The organism is Thermocrinis minervae (assembly GCF_900142435.1).
GTDB classification, from domain to species: domain Bacteria; phylum Aquificota; class Aquificia; order Aquificales; family Aquificaceae; genus Thermocrinis_A; species Thermocrinis_A minervae.
Window position 1 is genome coordinate 454,807 of record NZ_LT670846.1, and the last position, 19,653, is coordinate 474,459.

20 protein-coding genes are annotated in these 19,653 nt (G+C 46.3%); 5 read left to right on the top strand and 15 right to left on the bottom strand.

Translation table 11 applies throughout. The features are described from left to right. The first annotated feature begins 31 nt into the window (after positions 1 to 31). Complete coding sequence (locus tag B5444_RS02545) at positions 32 to 460, top strand: hemerythrin domain-containing protein (RefSeq protein WP_079653681.1); 429 nt, start codon at positions 32 to 34, stop codon at positions 458 to 460. Further along, positions 457 to 1,608 carry a hypothetical protein gene (locus B5444_RS02550; RefSeq protein ID WP_079653682.1) on the top strand — a complete coding sequence of 384 codons (1,152 nt, stop codon included), beginning with the start codon at positions 457 to 459 and terminating at the stop codon, positions 1,606 to 1,608. The genes B5444_RS02545 and B5444_RS02550 overlap by 4 nt, the downstream gene beginning before the upstream one ends. Here the strand turns inward: B5444_RS02550 and B5444_RS02555 are convergent. Genes B5444_RS02555 through B5444_RS02565 form a run of 4 tightly spaced genes read right to left on the bottom strand, consistent with a single transcriptional unit; the run spans position 1,600 to position 7,316 of the window. Next, a complete protein-coding gene (locus B5444_RS02555) occupies positions 1,600 to 4,635 on the bottom strand; it encodes an efflux RND transporter permease subunit (protein ID WP_079653683.1) in 3,036 nt (1,011 codons plus the stop codon). The two genes, B5444_RS02550 and B5444_RS02555, sit on opposite strands and share 9 nt — an antisense overlap. Continuing rightward, positions 4,632 to 4,778 carry a hypothetical protein gene (locus B5444_RS07645; RefSeq protein WP_154021724.1) on the bottom strand — a complete coding sequence of 49 codons (147 nt, stop codon included), beginning with the start codon at positions 4,776 to 4,778 and terminating at the stop codon, positions 4,632 to 4,634. Before B5444_RS07645 ends, B5444_RS02555 begins: the two co-directional genes overlap by 4 nt. Beyond that, positions 4,759 to 6,150: a FixH family protein gene (locus B5444_RS02560; RefSeq protein WP_079653684.1), complete on the bottom strand. Its 1,392-nt coding sequence runs from the start codon at positions 6,148 to 6,150 to the stop codon at positions 4,759 to 4,761. Before B5444_RS02560 ends, B5444_RS07645 begins: the two co-directional genes overlap by 20 nt. Further along, positions 6,147 to 7,316, bottom strand: coding sequence for a TolC family protein (locus B5444_RS02565; RefSeq protein ID WP_079653685.1), 1,170 nt, complete (start codon positions 7,314 to 7,316; stop codon positions 6,147 to 6,149). The genes B5444_RS02560 and B5444_RS02565 overlap by 4 nt, the downstream gene beginning before the upstream one ends. Before the next feature lie 74 nt (positions 7,317 to 7,390). On the opposite strand from B5444_RS02565, the gene B5444_RS02570 reads away from it, so the two are divergent. Then, a complete protein-coding gene (locus tag B5444_RS02570) occupies positions 7,391 to 8,236 on the top strand; it encodes a prephenate dehydrogenase (protein WP_079653686.1) in 846 nt (281 codons plus the stop codon). On the opposite strand, the gene B5444_RS02575 is transcribed toward B5444_RS02570, so the two are convergent. The 3 genes from B5444_RS02575 to B5444_RS02585 are packed head-to-tail and all read right to left on the bottom strand — an operon-like array spanning position 8,183 to position 10,997. Continuing rightward, positions 8,183 to 9,703, bottom strand: a complete 1,521-nt coding sequence (locus B5444_RS02575) for a DHA2 family efflux MFS transporter permease subunit (protein WP_079653687.1) — start codon at positions 9,701 to 9,703, stop codon at positions 8,183 to 8,185. The genes B5444_RS02570 and B5444_RS02575 overlap by 54 nt on opposite strands. After that, on the bottom strand, positions 9,700 to 10,797 hold the full coding sequence (locus tag B5444_RS02580; RefSeq protein ID WP_079653688.1) for a KamA family radical SAM protein: 1,098 nt from the start codon (positions 10,795 to 10,797) through the stop codon (positions 9,700 to 9,702). Before B5444_RS02580 ends, B5444_RS02575 begins: the two co-directional genes overlap by 4 nt. Next, complete coding sequence (locus B5444_RS02585; protein ID WP_079653689.1) at positions 10,794 to 10,997, bottom strand: MoaD/ThiS family protein; 204 nt, start codon at positions 10,995 to 10,997, stop codon at positions 10,794 to 10,796. Before B5444_RS02585 ends, B5444_RS02580 begins: the two co-directional genes overlap by 4 nt. Before the next feature lie 16 nt (positions 10,998 to 11,013). Here B5444_RS02585 and B5444_RS02590 point away from each other — a divergent pair, with 16 nt between their 5' ends. Continuing rightward, complete coding sequence (locus tag B5444_RS02590; protein WP_079653690.1) at positions 11,014 to 12,123, top strand: metallophosphoesterase; 1,110 nt, start codon at positions 11,014 to 11,016, stop codon at positions 12,121 to 12,123. On the opposite strand, the gene pyrG is transcribed toward B5444_RS02590, so the two are convergent. From pyrG to obgE, 8 genes are read right to left on the bottom strand one after another with little or no spacing between them, the layout of a single operon-like run. Then, positions 12,095 to 13,678: a CTP synthase gene (pyrG, locus tag B5444_RS02595; protein ID WP_079653691.1), complete on the bottom strand. Its 1,584-nt coding sequence runs from the start codon at positions 13,676 to 13,678 to the stop codon at positions 12,095 to 12,097. The genes B5444_RS02590 and pyrG overlap by 29 nt on opposite strands. A gap of 23 nt (positions 13,679 to 13,701) precedes the next feature. After that, a complete protein-coding gene (gene hslV / locus B5444_RS02600; protein ID WP_079653692.1) occupies positions 13,702 to 14,223 on the bottom strand; it encodes an ATP-dependent protease subunit HslV in 522 nt (173 codons plus the stop codon). Then, positions 14,220 to 14,510: a DUF2103 domain-containing protein gene (locus tag B5444_RS02605; protein WP_079653693.1), complete on the bottom strand. Its 291-nt coding sequence runs from the start codon at positions 14,508 to 14,510 to the stop codon at positions 14,220 to 14,222. The genes hslV and B5444_RS02605 overlap by 4 nt, the downstream gene beginning before the upstream one ends. After that, positions 14,503 to 16,191, bottom strand: coding sequence for an excinuclease ABC subunit UvrC (gene uvrC, locus B5444_RS02610; RefSeq protein WP_079653694.1), 1,689 nt, complete (start codon positions 16,189 to 16,191; stop codon positions 14,503 to 14,505). Before uvrC ends, B5444_RS02605 begins: the two co-directional genes overlap by 8 nt. Beyond that, a complete protein-coding gene (locus tag B5444_RS02615) occupies positions 16,185 to 16,691 on the bottom strand; it encodes a lytic transglycosylase domain-containing protein (protein WP_079653695.1) in 507 nt (168 codons plus the stop codon). The genes uvrC and B5444_RS02615 overlap by 7 nt, the downstream gene beginning before the upstream one ends. Beyond that, positions 16,675 to 17,130 (bottom strand): Fur family transcriptional regulator, encoded by a 456-nt coding sequence (locus tag B5444_RS02620; RefSeq protein WP_079653696.1) that lies wholly within the window; start codon positions 17,128 to 17,130, stop codon positions 16,675 to 16,677. The genes B5444_RS02615 and B5444_RS02620 overlap by 17 nt, the downstream gene beginning before the upstream one ends. Before the next feature lie 41 nt (positions 17,131 to 17,171). Beyond that, positions 17,172 to 18,113 carry a DNA double-strand break repair nuclease NurA gene (locus B5444_RS02625; RefSeq protein WP_231967148.1) on the bottom strand — a complete coding sequence of 314 codons (942 nt, stop codon included), beginning with the start codon at positions 18,111 to 18,113 and terminating at the stop codon, positions 17,172 to 17,174. Next, complete coding sequence (gene obgE / locus B5444_RS02630) at positions 18,094 to 19,101, bottom strand: GTPase ObgE (RefSeq protein ID WP_079653697.1); 1,008 nt, start codon at positions 19,099 to 19,101, stop codon at positions 18,094 to 18,096. The genes B5444_RS02625 and obgE overlap by 20 nt, the downstream gene beginning before the upstream one ends. Before the next feature lie 122 nt (positions 19,102 to 19,223). Between obgE and B5444_RS02635 the strand changes: the two genes are divergently transcribed. Continuing rightward, positions 19,224 to 19,643, top strand: coding sequence for an OsmC family protein (locus tag B5444_RS02635; RefSeq protein ID WP_079653698.1), 420 nt, complete (start codon positions 19,224 to 19,226; stop codon positions 19,641 to 19,643). The last annotated feature ends 10 nt before the right edge of the window (positions 19,644 to 19,653 follow it).

Sequence of the window (19,653 nt, forward strand, 5' to 3'; positions counted from 1 at the left end):
TTATATACTTACATAAAGGAGGTGTAGGAATATGTTTAGCATCACCGAGTATTTGACTGAAGAACACAGAGAATGCGACCGGATTTTTGCAGAAGCCGAAGGCTACGTAAAGGAAGAAAGATGGGAAGAGGCTCAAAAGAGCTTTGCTACATTCAAGGAAGAGACCCTTAAGCACTTCATGAGGGAAGAGGATGTTCTCTTTCCCTTGTTTGAGGCAAGGACGGGCATAATACATGGTCCTACGCAGGTTATGAGGATGGAGCATGCACAAGCTAGGGATCTCATAGAGCGGATGGAAAAGGCTCTACAGGAGAGGGATAAAAAGAGCTTCTTTTCGATAGCGGATACCTTGATGATACTTATACAGCAGCACAACATGAAAGAAGAACAGATACTCTACCCTATGTGCGACCAGCACCTTGATCCTGCAGAGGTAATACCAAAGATGGAGAGTGTATGAGGGGTCTGTCCCTCCTACAAGCTCCCCCTTTTGTCATACCCTTTACTTTCTTTGCTACAGGAGTTTCTTTTTGGTTCCTATCTTCCTTATTTGCAGTTTATTTTTCCTTTAGAGGGGGTATAAACCTACCTTTTTTGCTGCACTCTCAGACGGTACTCTTTGCCCTCTTTGTGATGTTTGGGGCCCTATTCCAGATGCTTCCTGTGGTCGTTGGAGCCGTGATAGAGAACCCTATACCAAAGGCCTTTATCTTCTACTTTCCCATGCTTCTGGGTGCCTTTATTTTCCTTTCTGGCTTTTTTACACACAAGACTGCTATAACAAAGACTGGGGCCCTGCTGCTCTATGCCTCCGTCATGTACGGAGCTCTTCTGATGCTTTTTCATGCTCTGAAGGTAAAGAGCTACATACCTACTTCAAGGGGTATTAAGTTCTCCTTGTTCTTTCTTGTAGTGGGTGTTAGCTTTGGTGTTCTTTGGCTCTTTTTCCCTTATGACGTTAGGATCTTTAAAACTCACTATACTTTTATGCTCTTTGGTTGGGTAGGAGCTTTGATAGTTTCCGTTTCCTTCCAAGTCATAGAGATGTTCTTTACTACGGATGCCTATCCAAGAATTTTTTCCATGAACTTCCCCTACATGCTCTCTTTCTCTATGCTTTTAGCTGTGTTCATGGATGGCTTTATCTTCAAACTTCCCCTATCTTTACTTTTCTTTACTTGGTCTTTCATGACGTTAAAAAGACTCTACACAAGGAGGAGAAAGGCTACAGACTACACCATATACTTTTGGTACTTGGGGCTTTTGATGCTGTGTCTTTCACTTGTTTTTTTCCTTATGGACAGGTTTATGACCTTTTTACTCCTTTTTGTTCTCTTCTTTTCCAGCATAATAGCAGCCATGCTTTACAGGATAATACCCTTTCTCGTATGGTTTCACCTTAGCAACCTCAACCCACAGAAAGCTCCACTCATGTCGGATGTGATCAAGCCAGAGAGGATAAGGGTAAGCTTTTTCCTTCATTCTGTCTTTTGTCTTTTATGTACATTAGGTCTATTTAAATTGGCTTCTGTGGTGTTTGTAGTCTCTACCCTCTGGTTAGCCTATCATACTGTAAGAGGGGGTCTACTTTACTTTGAACTAACTTAGTCTGTCTTTTCTTGCGAGGGAGTATACGGCTGGTATCACAAAGAGGGCTGTTAGAAAGCTGCTTATGACACCACCAAGCATGGGTATGGCTATGCGGGAGATGACTTCAGAGCCTGTTCCAGGAAGGTAGACGGCGGGTAGGAGGCCTGCCACTATTGCCAGCATGGTCATGCTCTTTGGTCTTATCCTTTTTACAGCACCTTCGTATATACCCTTTCCCTCCTCGATAGACCTCATTATGTAGACCACCATGACTATACCCATCTCTGCAGCTATGCCCAGCAGGGCCAAGAAACCTGCTATAGAGGCAACGGAGAGCTTGTGCCCAAAGAGGTGCATGAGGATGAGGCCACCTAGCAAGGATGAGGGTAGTGTAGAGAGGACTAGAAGGGTTTCAAAGAGCCTTCCAAGACTTATGTACACAAGGACAACTATGCTGATGAGTACGAGGGGGACGATGAGCTTAAGGTCCTCCACTGCGCTTTTCCAGTACTCCCACTGGCCGCTCCATTGGTAATAGTAGCCCTTTGGAAGATCCACCATCTGCCTTATCCTTCTGTCTCCTTCCTCTATTACCTTGCCCAGACTGGCGTTAGGCTTTGGGGTCACGTAGACGTAGTTTACAAGTAGGCCGTTTTCCGACTTTATCTCCATGGGTCCTTCCCTTTTCTCTACCTTAGCTATGGCCTTTATGGGTACGAGCTTGTCCTTTAAGGGTAGGAAAAGGTTTTCTATGTCCTGTCTGTAGTCCCTTGGTACTCCTAGGGTTATGGAGTATCTCTCCCTTCCACTTACGTACACAGACACTGGGCTGTTGGCCAGTAGCATTTCAACGGCTTTGGTAACTTCCTCAAGGGAGAGGCCATACATGTAGAGTTTTTCCCTGTCTGGTATTATCTCCACGTAAGTGGCACCCATTGGTCTGTCTGCGTACACGCTCATTATGCCATCAACACCCTTAAGGGCTTGTTCTATCTGGAGGCTTAGCTCCGTTAAGGTCTGAAGGTCCTTTCCGAATACCTTTACACCCAGGGGAGTCCTTATGCCTGTGCTTATCATGTCTATTCTGCCTTTTATTGGCATGGTCCAGCTGTTTACTACTCCAGGAAGTTGGAGGGCTTTGTCCAGCTCAGCTATGAGTCTTTCGTAGGTCATTCCCTCTCTCCATTGGCTTTCTGGCTTTAGGACTATGGTGGTCTCTATCATGGAGAGAGGAGCTGGATCTGTTGGTGTGTTTGCTCTTCCTGCCTTCCCAAAGACTGCCTCTACCTCAGGAAAGCTTTTTATGATCCTGTCCTGTAGGGTTAAAAGTCTTTGAGCTTCCTGTATGGATATGCCGGGTGCGGTGGTGGGCATATAAAGGATTGAGCCCTCCCTCAGGTCTGGCATAAATTCCCTACCGAGCGTAACGAACAGAAGGTAAGAGGCAGGTACAGCAAAGATGGCTGCTAGCAACATGAGATACCTAAGCTTGATGGACATGTAAAACAAGGGTGTGTAGAGTTTCACCAGAAGCCTGACTATGGGGTTCCTCTCCTCGGGGATGGGCTTCTTCCTACCTAGGTAATAGATGAGGACTGGAAACACGGTGATAGAAAGTGCAGAAGCAACGAGCATAGCATAGGTTTTTGTGAGGACCAAGGGGCCGAAGAGTCTACCCGTCTGTCCCTTTAGTGCCAGCATGGGTACGAAGGAAACAGCTACCACAAGAAGGGCAAAGAATATGGGCTTTCCTATCTCCTGCGTGGCCTCCACTAGGGCCTCAACCACTTCTTTACCCTCCTCCCTCTTCCTCGAGTATGCTTCCACGAGTACTATACCGGCATCCACCATGGTCCCTATGGCTATGGCTACACCACCTAGGGACATGATGTTGGAGTTTATCCCTGAGTGTTTCATGAGTACAAAGGTTCCAAACAGAGAAAGCACCAAGAATAAGACTACAGAGAAGCTAAGCCCGAGGCTAAACAGGAAAAGACCCACTATGAGGACAACTATTAGGGATTCCTCTATTAACACCCTCCATAGGTGTTTTATGGCCCTCTCTATAAGGTCTGATCTGTCGTAGACCACTACGAGCTTTACATCTTGAGGAAGTCCTGCCTGTATCTGCTGGATCTTCTTTTTCACTTCCTGTATGGTATGGTAGGCGTCCGCTCCGTACCTTATCACCACTATACCACCCACCGTGTTGCCAAGCCCGTTGTAGTCTGCTGTACCCATCCTGAGCGCTGGAGTTTCGACCACCTGGGCTACATCCCTTACCCTTATGGGTACACCGTTTACCTCCTTTATAACTGCTTCCTCTATATCCCTCTTGTCTTTTACGTACCCTCTTGCCCTTATTGAGTATTCCCTTGAGTTTATCTCCACATACTTGCCACCAGTCTCTAGGTTAGAACCATTTACAGCCCTGGCCACATCCTCAAGGGAGATCCCATAATGCATAAGGTGTTCAGGCCTTAGTACTACCCTAAACTCTCTCTCAAAGCCTCCCACCGATGCCACCTCTGCCACGTTTGGTACGGATAGGAGGGCGTACCTCACGTAGAAGTTCTGGAGGCTCCATAGCTCATCGAGACTTCTGGTAGGAGAGTAAAGGACGTACTGAAGGACCCACCCTACACCTGTGGCGTCTGGACCAAGCTCTACCTTTGCCTGAGCTGGCAGTAAAGACCTCACGCTTGAAAGCTTTTCCAGAACCCTCGACCTTGCCCAGTATACATCTGTACCATCTTCAAATATGACGTAGACCAAAGAGTAGTTGGGGACCGAGTAGCCCCTCACTGCCTTCACCCTTGGAAGCCCGAGCATACTGGAAACCAATGGATACGTAAGCTGGTCCTCTATCACCTGAGGTACCTGTCCCATCCATTCGGAGTAGATGATGACTTGGGTGTCTGTAAGGTCTGGTATGGCATCAAGGGGTATCTTCCTAAGGGAATAAAGCCCGTAGAGGAAAACTGAGACCATCATGGCCAGAATCACAAAGCGATAGCGCAGGATGGTCTCCGTCAAAGCTTTCATCTGGAAAACCTCTTGCTAGAATTTTCCTTATGGACCTTCTTCTGTACCTTTTCCTTCTTGTGATTTTTAGTCTTCTGGTGCTTTACATCGTCTACAAGTACGGGAAGTTTATGGGCGGGTAATTTAGTGATGGTGGTGTTCATGAGATTTCTCCTCTCCTCCATAGAGGCCCTTTATCTGTGCTTCCGAGTCTAAGAAGAAGGTGCCCTTTACTACCACCCTTTCACCTTCCGATAGTCCGTCCAGGACTTCGTAGTAGTCCTGGAACCTTCTTCCAAGCTTTATCTGCCTTGGTTCGTACATACCTTCTCCCTTTTGGACAAAGACCACCTGCCTCCTGCCCGTGTCCACTACTGCACTTTCTGGTACAGCCAAAACCCTAACAGGTTGAGTCTCAAAAATGACCTCCACGAGCTGGTTTATCTTAAGGCTCGCACCCCTTAGGCTTATCCTTGCCTTTACGGTCCTGGCCTCCTTGTCAGCCACTGGGAATATGTAATCCACCCTACCTTCGTAAAGTTTCTCTTCACCTACGGGCTTAACGAGAACCTTCATACCCTTTTTTAGGTAGCTTGAAAACTCTAAGGGAACCTCCGCCACTACCCAAAGGTTGGAAAGGTCTACCAAGGTGTAGGCCACCTCTCCAGCCTTCAAAAATCCTCCTGGGTTTACCTTCTTCTCCAGTATGAGCCCGTTGACAGGAGAGGTTACCACCTGGCCAGCATGGAGGTAAGAGAGCTTCTCTTTTGAAAGCCTTTCTATATCTTGTCTTCCTAGGCTTTTGGCTAAGTTTAACTCCTCTTGGGCTATTCGGACCTCTGGGCTTAGTACCTTCATAAGGGGTGTTCCCCTCTTCACAAGCTCTCCTTCAAACCTTGAGAAGGTGTCCAGTACCCAAGCGTCTGACCTTAAGGTTATCTGATGCACATGTGAAAGGTCGTAGGAAACGTATCCCACTACGGAAAAGCTCTCCGAGAGGTCCATGTATGAGACCTCGTGCGTCTGTATGCCTATGAGCTGCATAGCTTTTGTATTCACGACTATCTGGCTTTGATCATCTACTGCTGTCCTTTGTCCTGCGAAGGGTACAGAGATGTCCTTCTTTAGAACCTTTCCGTCTACTTGTACGAAAAGCTGCCAGGAACCTGCCATGCTTACGTTTAACGTGGCGTTGTATACTCCATCTGAGACCTTTTGTATGGTTGCGTCTTCCCTCATCTCACCCATGCCTGGCATAGGGGGCATGTACAGGTAAAGGCTCTTCAGATCTCCACCACTCACCCTAATAGTGAGGTCCTGCTTTCCTACGTCTATGCTTCCTTTCTTAGAGAAAACCTCTACCTTTACCCCTTGATCCTCTAAAGTAAACAAGGGTGTGCCTAGGCTTTGGTCCGCAGTTCTATGTTTCAGCTGTTGGTATACGAACAGACTACCGAGAGCGATTACAAGTATCATCAAAGTCAGAAAGACCCACTTCTTTGTGCTGGTGTTTCCACCGTTTTCGCAACACTTCATATCAGCGCCTCCAAGGCAGGGTAAAGCTTCTGGATGGAGAGCTCAACCTCCAGCCTTTTCATCCTCAGGTCCCAAAGTTCTTGATAGAGTTTCACAACATCCCTTAGGTCTGCTTTTGAATATGTGTAAGCGAGCTCAAGGGCCTTCGCTTCTGTCTCTTTCTCTTTAAGGAGGTCATCAAGGAGCTTAAGGATCCTTTTCTTTGCCTCCAGCTGGACCTTTAGCTCGTTCATCTCCCTTATGAGTCTAAGCTGCGTATCTTTTAGCTCCTCGAGCTTGGACCTTATCTCCTCCTCCTTTGAAAGCACAGCAAGGTCTTCTTTCTTGCCCTTCCACACGGGTATGGTGAAGCCCACCCTTAGGCTTACTAGGTTATCCATGGCCGGCCTTACCATGTACTCAAGCATGAGCTCCAGATCAGGGTAGTGTTCTACTTTTAGTCTCTGTAGTTCTGCTTTAAGCCTTTCTACTTGCGCTTTTATCCTCTCAAGGTAAGGGCTATGGGATAAGTCTTCTGTGTTCGGTGCATGGAAGTCTACCTCCTCAGGCCTTAGGTCTACCCTTTTCCCCACAAGGTAGGAGATCTCCTCCTCAAGGGTTTTCCTCTCCTCTTGAAGGCCTACTAGCATGCTCTCAAGCTCTATCCTTTTGGTCCTTGCCAGTATCACGTCTGACAGGGTGGCTTTGGCGTACCTGTAGTTCTCCTCAGCCAGTCTTATCAGGAAGGCTGCCTCTGAGAGGTTTTTCTTCAAGAGTTCTTCTCTCTTAAAGGTGTATAGCCACTCAAGGTACTTAACCTTTAGGTCCCTTATGAGTTCCTTCTTTTCTACTTCAAGGTCTTTTCTTATCTCTTCCCTTTGGCTTTTGTAAACACTGTTCTCCAGTTGTCTTTTTATTGGAAGTGTGTACATCTGGGATATACCGATGGTGTAACCACTCATGGGTTCCTTGCTCGTGGGGTATAGCTTACTGGTGGGAAGGTTGCTAAGACCAAAGTAAAATACAGGATTCGGCAAAGACAGAGAATATTTTCCCCTTTTTATTGCTGATGACGCAAGATAATCATACCTTTTTAGTCTTGGTGAGTTTTCAAGAGCTGTATTTATTAGCTCTTCCAGCTGTCCTGCATACGAAATTCCCAAGAATAATAGTACTAAAAGCAGCATGTAATATATACTTGTGTTTTTGAAATTTGGATTCAAGTCTTTTATTTAACGCAAAGATAAAGTAAAATTTTGTTATGTTTAAAAGAGTTGCCATCGTTGGAGTTGGCTTCATGGGTGGCTCCTTTGCTCTAGCCCTGAGGGAAGCTGTAAAGGGTGTAGAGATCCTCGGCGTGGACATAAACCCAAAGGCTCTTGAAAAGGCTCTAGATCTTAAAGTGATAGATAGGGCCTACGAAAGACTTGACGATTTAGAAAACGTTGGCCTGGTAGTGCTTGCCTCTCCTGTTAGGACCTTCTACAACATAGCCAAAAGCCTTAAACAAGTTCTAGATGATCAGACTATAGTAACGGACATGGGAAGCGTTAAAGGGAAGCTTGTCTATGAGCTTGAAAACATACTAGGAAAAAAGTTTGTGGGTGGGCATCCTATAGCGGGCACAGAGAAGTCTGGGGTGGAGAACAGTAGGAAAGATCTATTCAAAGGTAAAAGGTTCATCCTAACGCCCACACCCAATACAGACCAAGAAGCCAAGAGGAAGGTATCCGAGCTCTGGAGCCTTTTAGGATCCTACGTTGAAGAGATGGACCCTTACGTCCACGACTACGTCTTTGGCTGTGTTTCCCACCTTCCCCACGCTGTAGCCTTTGCCCTTATAGACGCCCTCATAAACCTTAAAAAAGATGTGGATCTCTTTAAGTATCCTGGTGCAGGCTTTAGGGACTTTACGCGCATAGCCGCCTCGGACCCCATCATGTGGAGAGACATATTCCTAGAAAACAAGGAAAACGTTCTTACGGCTATTGATGTGTATATCAGCTCTTTACAGAAGCTTGTAGACCTCATAAGGGAAGGCAGGGAAGAGGAGCTAACCTCTTACCTTAAGGAGGCCAGAGAGCACAGACTTAGGCTTGAAGAGTAAAAGTAGGGCCAAAAGCCCTGGCACCGCCCACAGGCCAGCGAAGGTAAAGGCCATCTTAAAAGCATTTGAATAGGCAAACAGCACCTGCAAGTTGTAAAAGATGGTCTCAGGAACAGCCTTTAGGTACTCAAGTATGTAAAAGTGCTCCTGTATCTCTGAGGTTCTTTGAAAGTTTTCCCACATGTAGCCCTGAAGGTGGTTGGTAGCCATAGCTGTACCGAAGGAACCACCTACGAACCTTATGTAGTGCATGAAGCTCACGGCAAGAGTTCTTTTCTCCTCTCCCACCCTGTTGAGGGCCATCAAGGTTATGGGTGCAAAGAAGAAGCCCATGCCTACAGCTAGTATCACCAGGTAGACCTTTGTCTGAGCCGTAGGCATGTAGAAGTCTGCTTTTGGGATGAGGTAGAGGGAGGAAAAGAGGTACACGGGTATGGCTATAGAGAGAGGTATGAGTGGAGACTTTTTGTCTGCCAAGGCTCCAGCTATGGGAGAAGACATACCTATGGTTAGGGCCATAGGAAGTATGGCCAGACCCGTCTGAAAAGTACCTATCTGCTTTAGGTTCTCAAAGTAAAGAGGTATAAGGTAAAAGACTTGGTACATAGAAAAGCCAAGCACAAAGCAGTAGACAAAGAGAGAGACTAAAAACTCCTTTACCTTAAGCGTGGAAAAGTCCACCAGTGGATGTTCTGAGGATAGTTCGCTTAGTAGAAAGAGCAGGAAAGAAAGGGTACTCAGACAGGCCATCCAGAGGATAAAGTCTGAAGAAAACCAACCAAGTTGCTGACCCTTAGACAGGACTATAAGCAGGCTTACGGTAGCAGTGGCCAAAAACAGAAAGGACACTACGTTAAAAGGTTGGTGTTTGTTTGCTGTCCTGTATTCCTTAACAAATAGAAGGGTAAGTAAGATGTTCAGTATACCTATGGGCACGTTTATGTAGAAGACAAACCTCCAGTTTAGATGCTCTGTGAGCCAACCTCCTAAGGTAGGACCTAGGGCCGGAGCGAAGCTAACTCCTAGCCCATATATACCCATGGCCACTCCCCTCTTTTCAGGAGCATAGGCACTAAAGAGAAGGCTCTCGGCGCTTATGACTATGAAGGCCTCTCCTAGTCCCTGCACTGCTCTCCAAAAGACCATAAACTCCAGACTGTTGGCCTGACCACAGAATAGGGAAGCTACCGTAAAGAAGGTAAGCCCAAGGATGAAGACCTTCTTTAGCCCCAGCAGTCTTTCCAGATGCTCCACCATGAGTATACCTACAGCTGAAGCTGTCATGTAGGAGGTTATCACCCACTGAGCTCCGTATATGTCTGTGCTTAGGGGAGCTGTAAGCTTTGGGACTATTATGTCCACTATGGTGGTGTCTAGAATGGCCATGAAGACGCCCACTACAAGGCTGAAGGTAAGTATTACTCTTTCCAACGGAGTTATACTCTCGTGGAAGGGGATCTCCTTCACAGTCTGTACTCCACGAAGGATCCAAAGGGACTTCTAAAGATGTAGACGTTGTCCTGTCTTTTCTCCACCAGGTATTCAGGTAGTATAGGTACCTTACCTTTACCGCCTGGCAAGTCCACTGCGTAGGTAGGTATACCCATACCCGATATCCTCCCCCTCATGTACTCTATTATCCTAAGGCCAGCCTCTATGCTAGTCCTGAAGTGCATAGCACCTTTTATAGGGTCCGCGTGGAAGAGGTACACAGGCCTTACCTTTATCCTCAAAAGCTCTCTTGAAAGCTTGAGCATCACTTCGGGGTCATCGTTTATACCCTTGAGAAGGACAGCCTGGTTATTCACAGGCACTCCACGTCTTAGAAGTTTTTCTACAGCTTCTTCAGACTCTGGGCTTATTTCCCTGGGATGGTTGAAGTGGGTCATGATCCATATGGGGGAGTGTCTTTCAAGGATATCTAAAAGCTCTTCTTCAAAAAACCTCTGAGGAGCCAACACCAAAAGCCTTGTATGTATCCTTATGAGTTCTACATGGTCTATTTTCCTTAGCTCCGAAAGGATGTAGTTTAGCTTTTCGTTGGAAAGGGAGAGGGGCTCACCGCCGGATAGTATAACTTCCCTTATCTGAGGATTTTCCCTTATGTAGTTCAGCATTAGATCTATCTCTTGCTTTGTTCTTGCCCTTTCACCTTCCAAGAAGATCCTCTTCCTCATGCAGTGTCTGCAGTACACTGCGCAGAAGGTGGTGAGGTTCAAAAGCACCCTGTCAGGGTACCTATGGGTAAGACCAGGTATTAGACTCTCCTCGTTGAAAGGATTCTCCTGGCCCTTTTCTTGCAGCTCTTTATCCATCTCAACAGCGCGTGGAATGGCCTGGAGCCTTATGGGATCCTGTGGATCCTCAGGGTCTATGAGGGAAAGGTAATGGGGTGTTATGGCCATAGGGTAGATGCCTTTCGTCCTATCTATTCCTTCCTCTTCTTCAGGCAGGAGCTTTATGTATCTCTTTAACTCCTCTTTGGTCTTTATCCTGTTCTGCACCTGCCACTTGTAGTCTCTCCAAAGGTGTTCTGGTACATCCTTGAAGAAGTTTCTCATCCACCCGATATGGCACTTACTACTTTTACTTTATCCTCAGGGCTTATAGATTCCTTCTCATCTGCTATCTGAGAGTTTTTGACCACAAATGCATACTCTCTAGAGAGTCCAAGGGCCTTAAGCACGTCTAAGGCCGTTACCTTATCCTTTTCAAACTCTAACTCTACCTGCTTTCCTCTGAACTCAACTGTAAGCTTCATCAATAGATTTAATTTAATGCTCTGGTTTGTCCTTGTCTTCCTAAGTGTGTACATGCTTATGAACATCTACGCGTACAAAAGGCTCTTTTCACCTTTGGGTGGTAGCTTTAAGGTCCTTGGTCTTATGCTTGTCTCCTACGGATGGCTTTCTCCTATCCTTTGGAGATGGGCAGATGGCAACTTGTCTGCTGGTGTAACCTTTAGCTTGGCTTTTACGAGCCTTCTCTGGATGGGTTTTGTAGTGTACGTGGTGTTCTTCTCCATGCTTTTTGACCTCTACAAGCTAATGGCAAATATGCTAAAGCTTCCTAGGCTTTCGGCAAAAAGTACAGCCTTAGCTGTGTTTGTTCTTTCCCTTCTGCTTTCTGTTTACAGCTACTACGAGACTCTGAGGCTCAGGGTTGAGAGGATAGTTTTCTACACGGACAAGATACCAAAGGGTAGTAGGATAAAGGTGCTCCACATATCCGACCTTCATCTAGGGCCTGTCATGGGTATGGACAAAGTCAGGCTTGTGTTGGACGTTTACAACAGGGAAAGGCCAGACATGGTTGTATCTACAGGGGATCTGGTGGATGGAAGCATGAAGGGAAAGGAAGAGCTCGCTGAAGCTCTTGCTCAGATGAAGCCACCCCTTGGCAAGTACGCAGTCCTTGGAAACCACGAGTACTACAGAGGTTGGCTCCAGGCCATGGAGTTTACAAAGAAGGCTGGTTTTGTGGTGCTTAGGGACTCTTACTTTCAATTGGATGGGCTTATGACCATCGTAGGCGTGGACGATGAGGACTGCAAGCTAGTAAATGCCTGCACAGGTGTGGATGAGGTGAGACTGCTCAAGGAAACTCCAAAGATAGGTTACGTGCTGCTTCTCAAGCACAGGCCTAAACTTGATCCTTCTCTTGTGGGTGAGTTTGATCTTATGCTGTCGGGACATACCCATGGGGGTGTTTACTATCCTGTTGGCAAGCTAATACTGACCAAACTCTTCGAGACGGACAGGGGTCTAAAGTACCTTGGTAGAGGTAGCTACCTGTTCGTCAGCATGGGTGTGGGTACGGGAGGTCCTCCCATGAGGTTCTTATCTCCTCCAGACGTGGCTATCGTTGAGATTGTAGGCAGGCCCTGATGAAATCCTTAAAGAGGGGATGTGGGTCAAAAGGCTTGCTTTTGAACTCTGGATGAAACTGCACGCCTATGTACCAAGGGTGGTCTTTTAGTTCCATGATTTCCACGAGCTTGCCATCTGGAGATAGACCCGAGAAGACCATTCCCTTCTCTTCAAAAACTTGCCTGTACCGGTTGTTAAACTCGTACCTGTGTCTATGTCTTTCGTAGATGAGCTCCTTGTTGTAGATCTGTCTTGCCTTTGTGTTCTCTAAAAGTATGCACGGGTAAGCTCCAAGCCTCATGGTTCCCCCTAGCATCTTTATGCCTTTCTGACCTTCCATTAGATCTATCACGGGGTGAGGGGTGTTTGGATCAAACTCTGTAGAGTTGGCACCTTCAAGCCCTATCACGTTCCTGGCAAACTCTATGCACATAAGTTGCATACCCAAACATATACCAAAGGTAGGTTTTAACTTCTCCCTGCCGTAGGTAAGGGCTGATATCTTACCATCTATCCCTCTCTCTCCAAAACCACCGGGTACCAGTATACCGTCAGCCTCTTCTAGGTCTCTTTGGTCTACTCTCTGGGAATCTATCCACTTTATGACCACTCTAGCATCGTTAGCTATACCACCGTGTATGAGAGCTTCCTGTACGCTTTTGTAGGAATCCCTCAGGGCTACGTACTTACCTACCAGTGCTATGGTCACTTCCTTCTGGGTGTTTTTTAGTACATGTACCACCTTCTCCCATCTTGTGGGAACATCCCTGTATTCTAGGCCTAGCCTTTCTGTTATCAGCTTGGGCAAGTTCTGTTTTTTAAAGAGAAGAGGGACTTCGTATATGTACTCCACGTCCTGAGCAGATATAACACACTCCTTCTTTACGTTGGTGAAAAGGGCTATCTTCTCCCTTATCTCTTCTGGTATTTCCATCTCGGACCTGCAAACTATTATGTCTGGTTGTATACCTATGGCCCTCAACTCCTTCACCGAGTGTTGTGTAGGCTTAGTTTTTAGCTCTCCTGCACTCTTGACGTAAGGCACGTATGTTACATGCACAAAGAGAGACCTCTGTCTTCCTAGCTCCATAGCTAACTGACGGATGGCCTCGAGGAAGGGAAGGCTCTCTATGTCCCCTACTGTACCTCCGACCTCCACGAGGGCTATATGGTTATCCTTCTCTATTTGCATCACGAGCCTCTTTATTTCGTCTGTTATGTGTGGTATAACCTGTACTGTAGCTCCGAGGTACTCGCCCTTCCTTTCCCTAGTTATGACGTTGTAGTAAACTTTACCTGCAGTGATGTTGTTCTCCCTAGACATCACAGAGTTAGTGAACCTCTCATAATGACCTAGATCCAAGTCTGTCTCGGCACCATCTTCTGTCACATAGACCTCTCCGTGCTGGTATGGGTTCATGGTTCCTGGGTCTACATTGAGGTAAGGGTCTAGCTTTTGGAGGGTAACTTTATAGCCCATCTCCTCAAGCAGAGAGGCTATGGATGCTGATGTGACACCCTTACCCAAGGACGAAAGGACACCACCCGTGATGAAGATGAACTTTGTGGACATGGGACGTTTTTCTATTATAGCATTCAGGAGAGGACTTCTATCACAAAGCTTGAGTTAGTGTAGATGCATATCTCAGAGGCTATCTGGAGGGAGGTTTTTACTATCTCCTCCGCTGACATACTGGTATTTCTGTACAGGGCAAGTGCACTAGCCCTAGCATAGTCACCCCCTGAACCTATGGCTAGAATGGGCTCGTCCGGCTCTATGAGGTCACCATTACCAGACAGCAAGAACATGCTTTCCTTGTCTGCCACTAGCATAAAGGCCTCAAGCCGCCTTAGGTACCTATCAGTCCTCCAGTCCTTTGCAAGCTCTACACACGCTCTGAGGAGATTTCCCCTAAACTCCTCCAGTTTGTTTTCTAACCTTTCCATGAGTGCAAGGCCATCGGCTGCCGAGCCTGCGAAGCCCACAAGTACTTTTCCGTTGTAAAGCCTTCTTATCTTCCTAGCCTTGTGTTTGACTACAGAGCTGCCCAGGGTGACCTGCCCGTCGGAACCCATAACCGTTATACCATCCCTTCTCACAGCGAGTACGGTAGTCATGAGTTGATTTTACCAAAGAGCCTTTCAAAATCCTCTTTGAACCTTCCGTCGCACACTACAAAGATCTCCTGTACAGATGTGCCGTTTTTGTACAGTATCTTGTAGCCTGTTCTGGTAGGGTACTTTAGGAATAGGCCCTTCGAACCTCTTCCTTTGTTTTGCCTCGTTATCCTACCAGGGATTATGGACTTTACAGAGTCAAGTTTAGATAGTTCTAGCAGCAGCTCTTCAAGTCCTTCCAGAAGGTGGTGTTCCACCTTTACCTTTCCATCCCTGTGCCTACCCATTGCTTATGTACCTTTCCACCTCTTGCTTTATGGCCGGATCTATGCCAAGGCGCCTGAGTTCTTCATCTCTTGCCTTTATAAATTCGTACAGGTTTTCAAAATGGCTGTATATGAGCTTTTTCTTTACCTCCCCTATGCCCTTTATCCTGTCTAGGATGTCCGTCATGAATTCCTTCCTTCTTAGATGTCTGTTGTAGCTTATGGCAAACCTATGTGCCTCGTCTCTAATGTAACCAAAGACTCTGTAAAGCACGGGATGCTCCTTTAGCCTCACCTGTCTTCCATCCTCGCAGAAGAGTACCTCTTCTCCCTTTGCTAGAGAAAACACCCTTATGGGTAAAGAAAACCTTTCCTTTACCCTTATGGCCACGCTGAGTTGACCTAGACCTCCGTCTATGAGCCATGCGTCTGGCATCCTCTCCTGACCCTCTTTTAGTCTCCTCGCTCTCCTTGTAAGTACCTCCCCCAAGGAAGCATAATCGTCAACCTTTTCCACGGTCCTTATCCTGTACCTTCTGTACCTCTTTTTGTTAAAGAGACCCTCTTCCCACACAACGCACGAACCTACTGTAAACTCACCGTAAAAGTTGGACACATCAAAGCCTTCTATCACATAGAGAGGTGGGATCTTCAGCACCCTTGCAAGCTCCTCTTTAAAGACCTCCATGTCTACATGGCTGCCCATGTTGTCCTCTATCAACTCCTTAAGTTCAGGTTCCATATCCTGGACTATCTGCAAGGCTCCCCTCCTTTGCAGCCACTCCTTCACCTCATCCTCGAGGGGAAAGTTCACTACCAGATAGGGCGGTACAGGGTTAGAGTAGTAAAAACCTAGAAGGATTTCGGAAATCTCCTCCTGGCTGTCCAGTTGGAGGACCTTCTTGTCCACTAGCTTGGAGGATCTTATCAGGAAGATACCGAGGAGTTTACCCATAGAGTAGAAGACATCCGCGTGCTTTAGGCTTAGACCGGAGACCTTTTGACCCTGGGCCAATCTCTCCAGGGAGAGTATCTGATCCCTTATGAGGGCACACCTTTCAAAGTTTAGGTTTTTCATGTTTTCTTCAAGGAGGTTGTAGAGTCTGTCTAGCACATCTCCTACCTCTCCCGATAGAGCACTCACGGCGCAGTCTACCATAAGTCTGTAGTCCTGTTTGGAGATGAGTCCGCAACAAGGTCCACTGCAGAGACCTATATGGTAGTCCATGCACGGCTCGCTCCTCTGTGGCATTGGGTCGCATGTCCTCAGCTTGTAAAGCTTGTGGATGAGCTTCTTAACCTTGTAAGCCTTGTGCATGCTAAAAAAAGGTCCGAAGATTATCCCTTCGTGTTGAGTACCTCTCACTACCTTTACGGTGGGGTACGTGTCCTGCGTAATCACAAGCACAGGATAACCAGAGCCGTGCTTATGCATCACGTTGTACTTGGGCTTGTATAGCTGTATTAAATCTATCTCAAGAGTGATAGCCTCGTACTCGTTCCTGGTCACTATCCACTCTATACTGTCCGAGTGGGTAACTATGGACCTTTCCTTAGGGTCGGTTTCTGAGTTTTTAAAGTGTTGCAGAAGCCTACTTTTTATGTTCTTTGCCTTTCCTATGTAAATGGGTCTTCCCTTACTCTTAAACAGGTAAACTCCGCAGCTTTCTGGAGCCTTTTTAATATACTCTAGGCTTACCATCTTAACTTGTTTGCTAGCTCTAGCACAGACTTTACGTAATCCCAGTTGTCTGCGCTTATGCCGTTGTATGCCTTTATGGCAAGAGGCCAGCTTTTATACCTTTTGTAGTTTTCGTAGAGTATACGAGCTCCCAGCTCTATGTTCAGCTCCACATCGTAAAGTTGCTTAGGATCCTTTATACCGTACTCTTGCATAAGACTTCTGTTGTGCTCGTAGTTTACCTGCATAAGACCTATATCCTGTGTGCCATCCTTGTTCCTGTTATAAGCACTTGGGTTGAAGTTGCTCTCCTTTTTAATCATGGCCAGGAGTATGTTGGGCGGTATGGAGTACTTGGCGGAAACTTCGGACACTTTGACACGTATCCTATCTTCTAGGGTGAGGTTGTTGGGCAAACTTTGTATGGTTTCGGACAGAATACTTTGAAAATCCTCTTGTGGCTTTGAAGCTATGTGCTTGTCCCTCGTTACCTTAAGGGGAAGTTCATCTTCTATTCTCATGGCTAGACTTGCATTCTGAACATATGCCAAAGATCTCAAGCCTGTGATGGAGAGGTGTAAAGTCCATCTCTTGGCATACCTTATCCTGGAGCTCTTCTATCTCGTCTTTATAGAACTCTATTATTTTGCCACACTCTACGCATACGAGGTGTTCATGGTGAGGTTTTCCTGCAGAGAACTCGTATATGGTCCTGTTGCCGAGTTTTATAACCTCCCTTATGGCCCCGAACTCTTGTAATAGCTTCACCGTCCTGTAGACTGTGGACCTGGAAACACCATCTTTGCTGGAACCTACCACGTAATGGACCAACTGTTCTATTTCAAAGTGAGAACCGTAGCTTGCTATCTTGTCCACAAGGTTCAACCTGCTTTTGGTTACCTTATAGCCCCTCTGTTTTAGGAACTGTTCAAAGTTCCTTTTGAGTTCCTGTATGTCCATAGGCTAATAAAATAGCCTAAACGAAAATCATTTTCAACAGCTTACATGTGGAAAGCTCTTTCTATAACCCTCCTTATGAAGGTGTGGTTTCCAAGGTGGCTTCTTAAAAACTTCTCCAGCTTGCCTATGGGTAAGAGGTTTTGAGGAGACCTTACATCTTGGAAAGGTTTGCTCGCAAACCTGTAGAGTATGCCCGTGGTAAGGTTTGCTATTCGCACTACCTCTTCTAGTGGTAAGGTGCTAAAGGTTTCAAGCCTGGCTACGGTGGATATACCTGTACCTTCGGATAGCTTTACGTACCATGTATACCTTTCTACCTTTTCCTCCTCTTCGTGTGTTCGTTGGTAGTGAACCTTGACTATGGGAGTCCTCTCACCCACGTTAAGCTCCTGTATAAGATTCGTGTGCTCTTTTGGTATGAATAACTTCTTTATGGTCTTTACATAGCCCACAATAGGATGCGAAAGGTTCTTGAGTTTATAGCTTAGGCTTCCGTCACATATGACCAGATCGGGATTCTGCTTTAACACCTCTTTGGTACTCTGAACCTCCATTTCCTCTCTGAGTATGTAATTGATATAGCTTGAAACGTCCCCCTCTGTATTTCTGACCTTAAAACCCAAAACCTCCTCTTCCTGCAAGCTCCCAGGGTAGTTAACTACTAGATACTTTTCCATGATGTAGTCCAAGCTATCTCGTACGTGGTTTATGCTGCTGAGCTCAAGCAGAATGGAACCAGAAGCCAAAGAAACAAAAGCTCCCGAATAACTAGAACCCTCCCTGTCTACCAGGTAGACTGCGTACTCGGTCCTCCGCACTCCATCAACAAAGGCTATCTTTATAGGTTCTTCAGGAGGTTTACCTTTGTAAGCTCTAGGTTCTTCAGCAAGATCCACAACCTGAGGAGATTCTTCTATTTCCACACTCTCCACATCCGGTAAATCCCAAGGCATTATAGCTAGCTCAACGTCCCTCAGCTTCAAGGTACAACCTCCATAGCTCTTCTTTTAGTTTGTCCAAACCCTCCCCGGTGACCGCGGAGATGGCAAGAAAAGTGTAACCCATGTCCTCAAAGGTCTTTTTAAGGTGGTCCAAGAGGCTCCTATCTGAAAGGCTGTCTATCTTGTTGCCTACTACTAACTGTGGTTTTTTCATAAGCTCCTGTGAGTAGCTTTCCATCTCTTGGTTTACTACTCTAAAGGCTTCTATAGGATCCATAGTCCTACTATCGGATACATCTATTAGGTGTAAAAGCACTTTGGTTCTCTCTATGTGCCTTAGGAACTCAAGACCTAAACCTTTACCCTCATGAGCTCCCTCTATCAGGCCGGGTATGTCGGCTAAAACTAGCCTCCTCTCTTCGTCAATTTCCATCACACCCAGGTTGGGAGATAAGGTAGTGAAGGGATAGTCGGCTATCTTTGGTCTTGCCCTTGTAAGCTTTGAAAGCAGGGTAGACTTTCCGGCGTTAGGAAGACCGATGATGCCAACGTCTGCTATGAGTTTAAGCTCTAGGATTATCCACCTTTCTTCTCCCTTCTGTCCCTTCTCCGCATACCTTGGTGCCTGGTTTGTGGGAGTAGCAAACCGTGCGTTACCCCTTCCACCTCTTCCACCTCTTGCCACTATACACCTTTGACCTTCGTAGAGAAGTTCACATATAACTTCGTTAGTCTGCGCATCTTTTACTACAGTACCTACGGGTACGTACAGGATGAGGTCTTCACCATCTTTCCCGTGCTGGTTTTTGCCCTTTCCGTGTTCACCCCTTTGGGCTATGTAATGCCTCTTGATTTCAAAGTCGTACAGGGTATGCTTCCTTGATGTAGCTACAAGGACTACATCCCCTCCTTTACCACCGTCTCCACCAGCTGGACCACCAAAGGGTCTGTACTTCTCCCTTAGAAAGGCTATAGCTCCATCACCACCATCACCAGCTTTTACGTAGATCTTTACAAGGTCAACAAACATCTCTAGCAGATTTCTAAAATATACTACCCTTTACACCCTCTACGACGGTATTCTAAAAAGGTATGATAGATGTTAGCAGTTTTTTATTTTATAATATTGGTCCAACCTTAGGGAGGTAGTCTATGAAGGTTAAGGTGGTTCAGAAGGAAGACTTTCACTTTGTAGGTATAGGTGAAGCTGGTAGAGAAGTACCAATAGACGCTGCGGGCTACGTAGGTGGAAAGGGAAGAGGTATAAGACCACCAGAACTCCTTTTCCATTCCATAGCCGGATGCGTAGGTATACATCTGTACGAAGCGTTGCACAAAGAAGGCAAGCACGTGGAACACATAGAGATAGAGACGGATGCAGAGAGGGTGACCGAAGGCTACCCGAAGGTGTTTACCAAGATATATCTGTTTGTTAAGGTAAAGGGTCATGTTTCAGAGGAAGATGTCAAAAAGGCCCTTGACAAAACAATATACAACCCTGGTACGTGTTCTATAGCTTACATGATAAACAAAGTAGCTCCTATAGAGTACAAGATAGAACTCATCTCCTGAGGAGGTTGGT

Coding starts and splice junctions, on each gene's coding strand:
- B5444_RS02545 (WP_079653681.1), top strand. CDS start 32: ATGTTTAGCATCACCGAGTATTTGACTGAAGAACACAGAGAATGCGAC.
- B5444_RS02550 (WP_079653682.1), top strand. CDS start 457: ATGAGGGGTCTGTCCCTCCTACAAGCTCCCCCTTTTGTCATACCCTTT.
- B5444_RS02555 (WP_079653683.1), bottom strand. CDS start 4,635: ATGAAAGCTTTGACGGAGACCATCCTGCGCTATCGCTTTGTGATTCTG.
- B5444_RS07645 (WP_154021724.1), bottom strand. CDS start 4,778: ATGAACACCACCATCACTAAATTACCCGCCCATAAACTTCCCGTACTT.
- B5444_RS02560 (WP_079653684.1), bottom strand. CDS start 6,150: ATGAAGTGTTGCGAAAACGGTGGAAACACCAGCACAAAGAAGTGGGTC.
- B5444_RS02565 (WP_079653685.1), bottom strand. CDS start 7,316: ATGCTGCTTTTAGTACTATTATTCTTGGGAATTTCGTATGCAGGACAG.
- B5444_RS02570 (WP_079653686.1), top strand. CDS start 7,391: ATGTTTAAAAGAGTTGCCATCGTTGGAGTTGGCTTCATGGGTGGCTCC.
- B5444_RS02580 (WP_079653688.1), bottom strand. CDS start 10,797: ATGAGAAACTTCTTCAAGGATGTACCAGAACACCTTTGGAGAGACTAC.
- B5444_RS02585 (WP_079653689.1), bottom strand. CDS start 10,997: ATGAAGCTTACAGTTGAGTTCAGAGGAAAGCAGGTAGAGTTAGAGTTT.
- B5444_RS02590 (WP_079653690.1), top strand. CDS start 11,014: ATGCTCTGGTTTGTCCTTGTCTTCCTAAGTGTGTACATGCTTATGAAC.
- pyrG (WP_079653691.1), bottom strand. CDS start 13,678: ATGTCCACAAAGTTCATCTTCATCACGGGTGGTGTCCTTTCGTCCTTG.
- hslV (WP_079653692.1), bottom strand. CDS start 14,223: ATGACTACCGTACTCGCTGTGAGAAGGGATGGTATAACGGTTATGGGT.
- B5444_RS02605 (WP_079653693.1), bottom strand. CDS start 14,510: ATGGGTAGGCACAGGGATGGAAAGGTAAAGGTGGAACACCACCTTCTG.
- uvrC (WP_079653694.1), bottom strand. CDS start 16,191: ATGGTAAGCCTAGAGTATATTAAAAAGGCTCCAGAAAGCTGCGGAGTT.
- B5444_RS02615 (WP_079653695.1), bottom strand. CDS start 16,691: ATGAGAATAGAAGATGAACTTCCCCTTAAGGTAACGAGGGACAAGCAC.
- B5444_RS02620 (WP_079653696.1), bottom strand. CDS start 17,130: ATGGACATACAGGAACTCAAAAGGAACTTTGAACAGTTCCTAAAACAG.
- obgE (WP_079653697.1), bottom strand. CDS start 19,101: ATGTTTGTTGACCTTGTAAAGATCTACGTAAAAGCTGGTGATGGTGGT.
- B5444_RS02635 (WP_079653698.1), top strand. CDS start 19,224: ATGAAGGTTAAGGTGGTTCAGAAGGAAGACTTTCACTTTGTAGGTATA.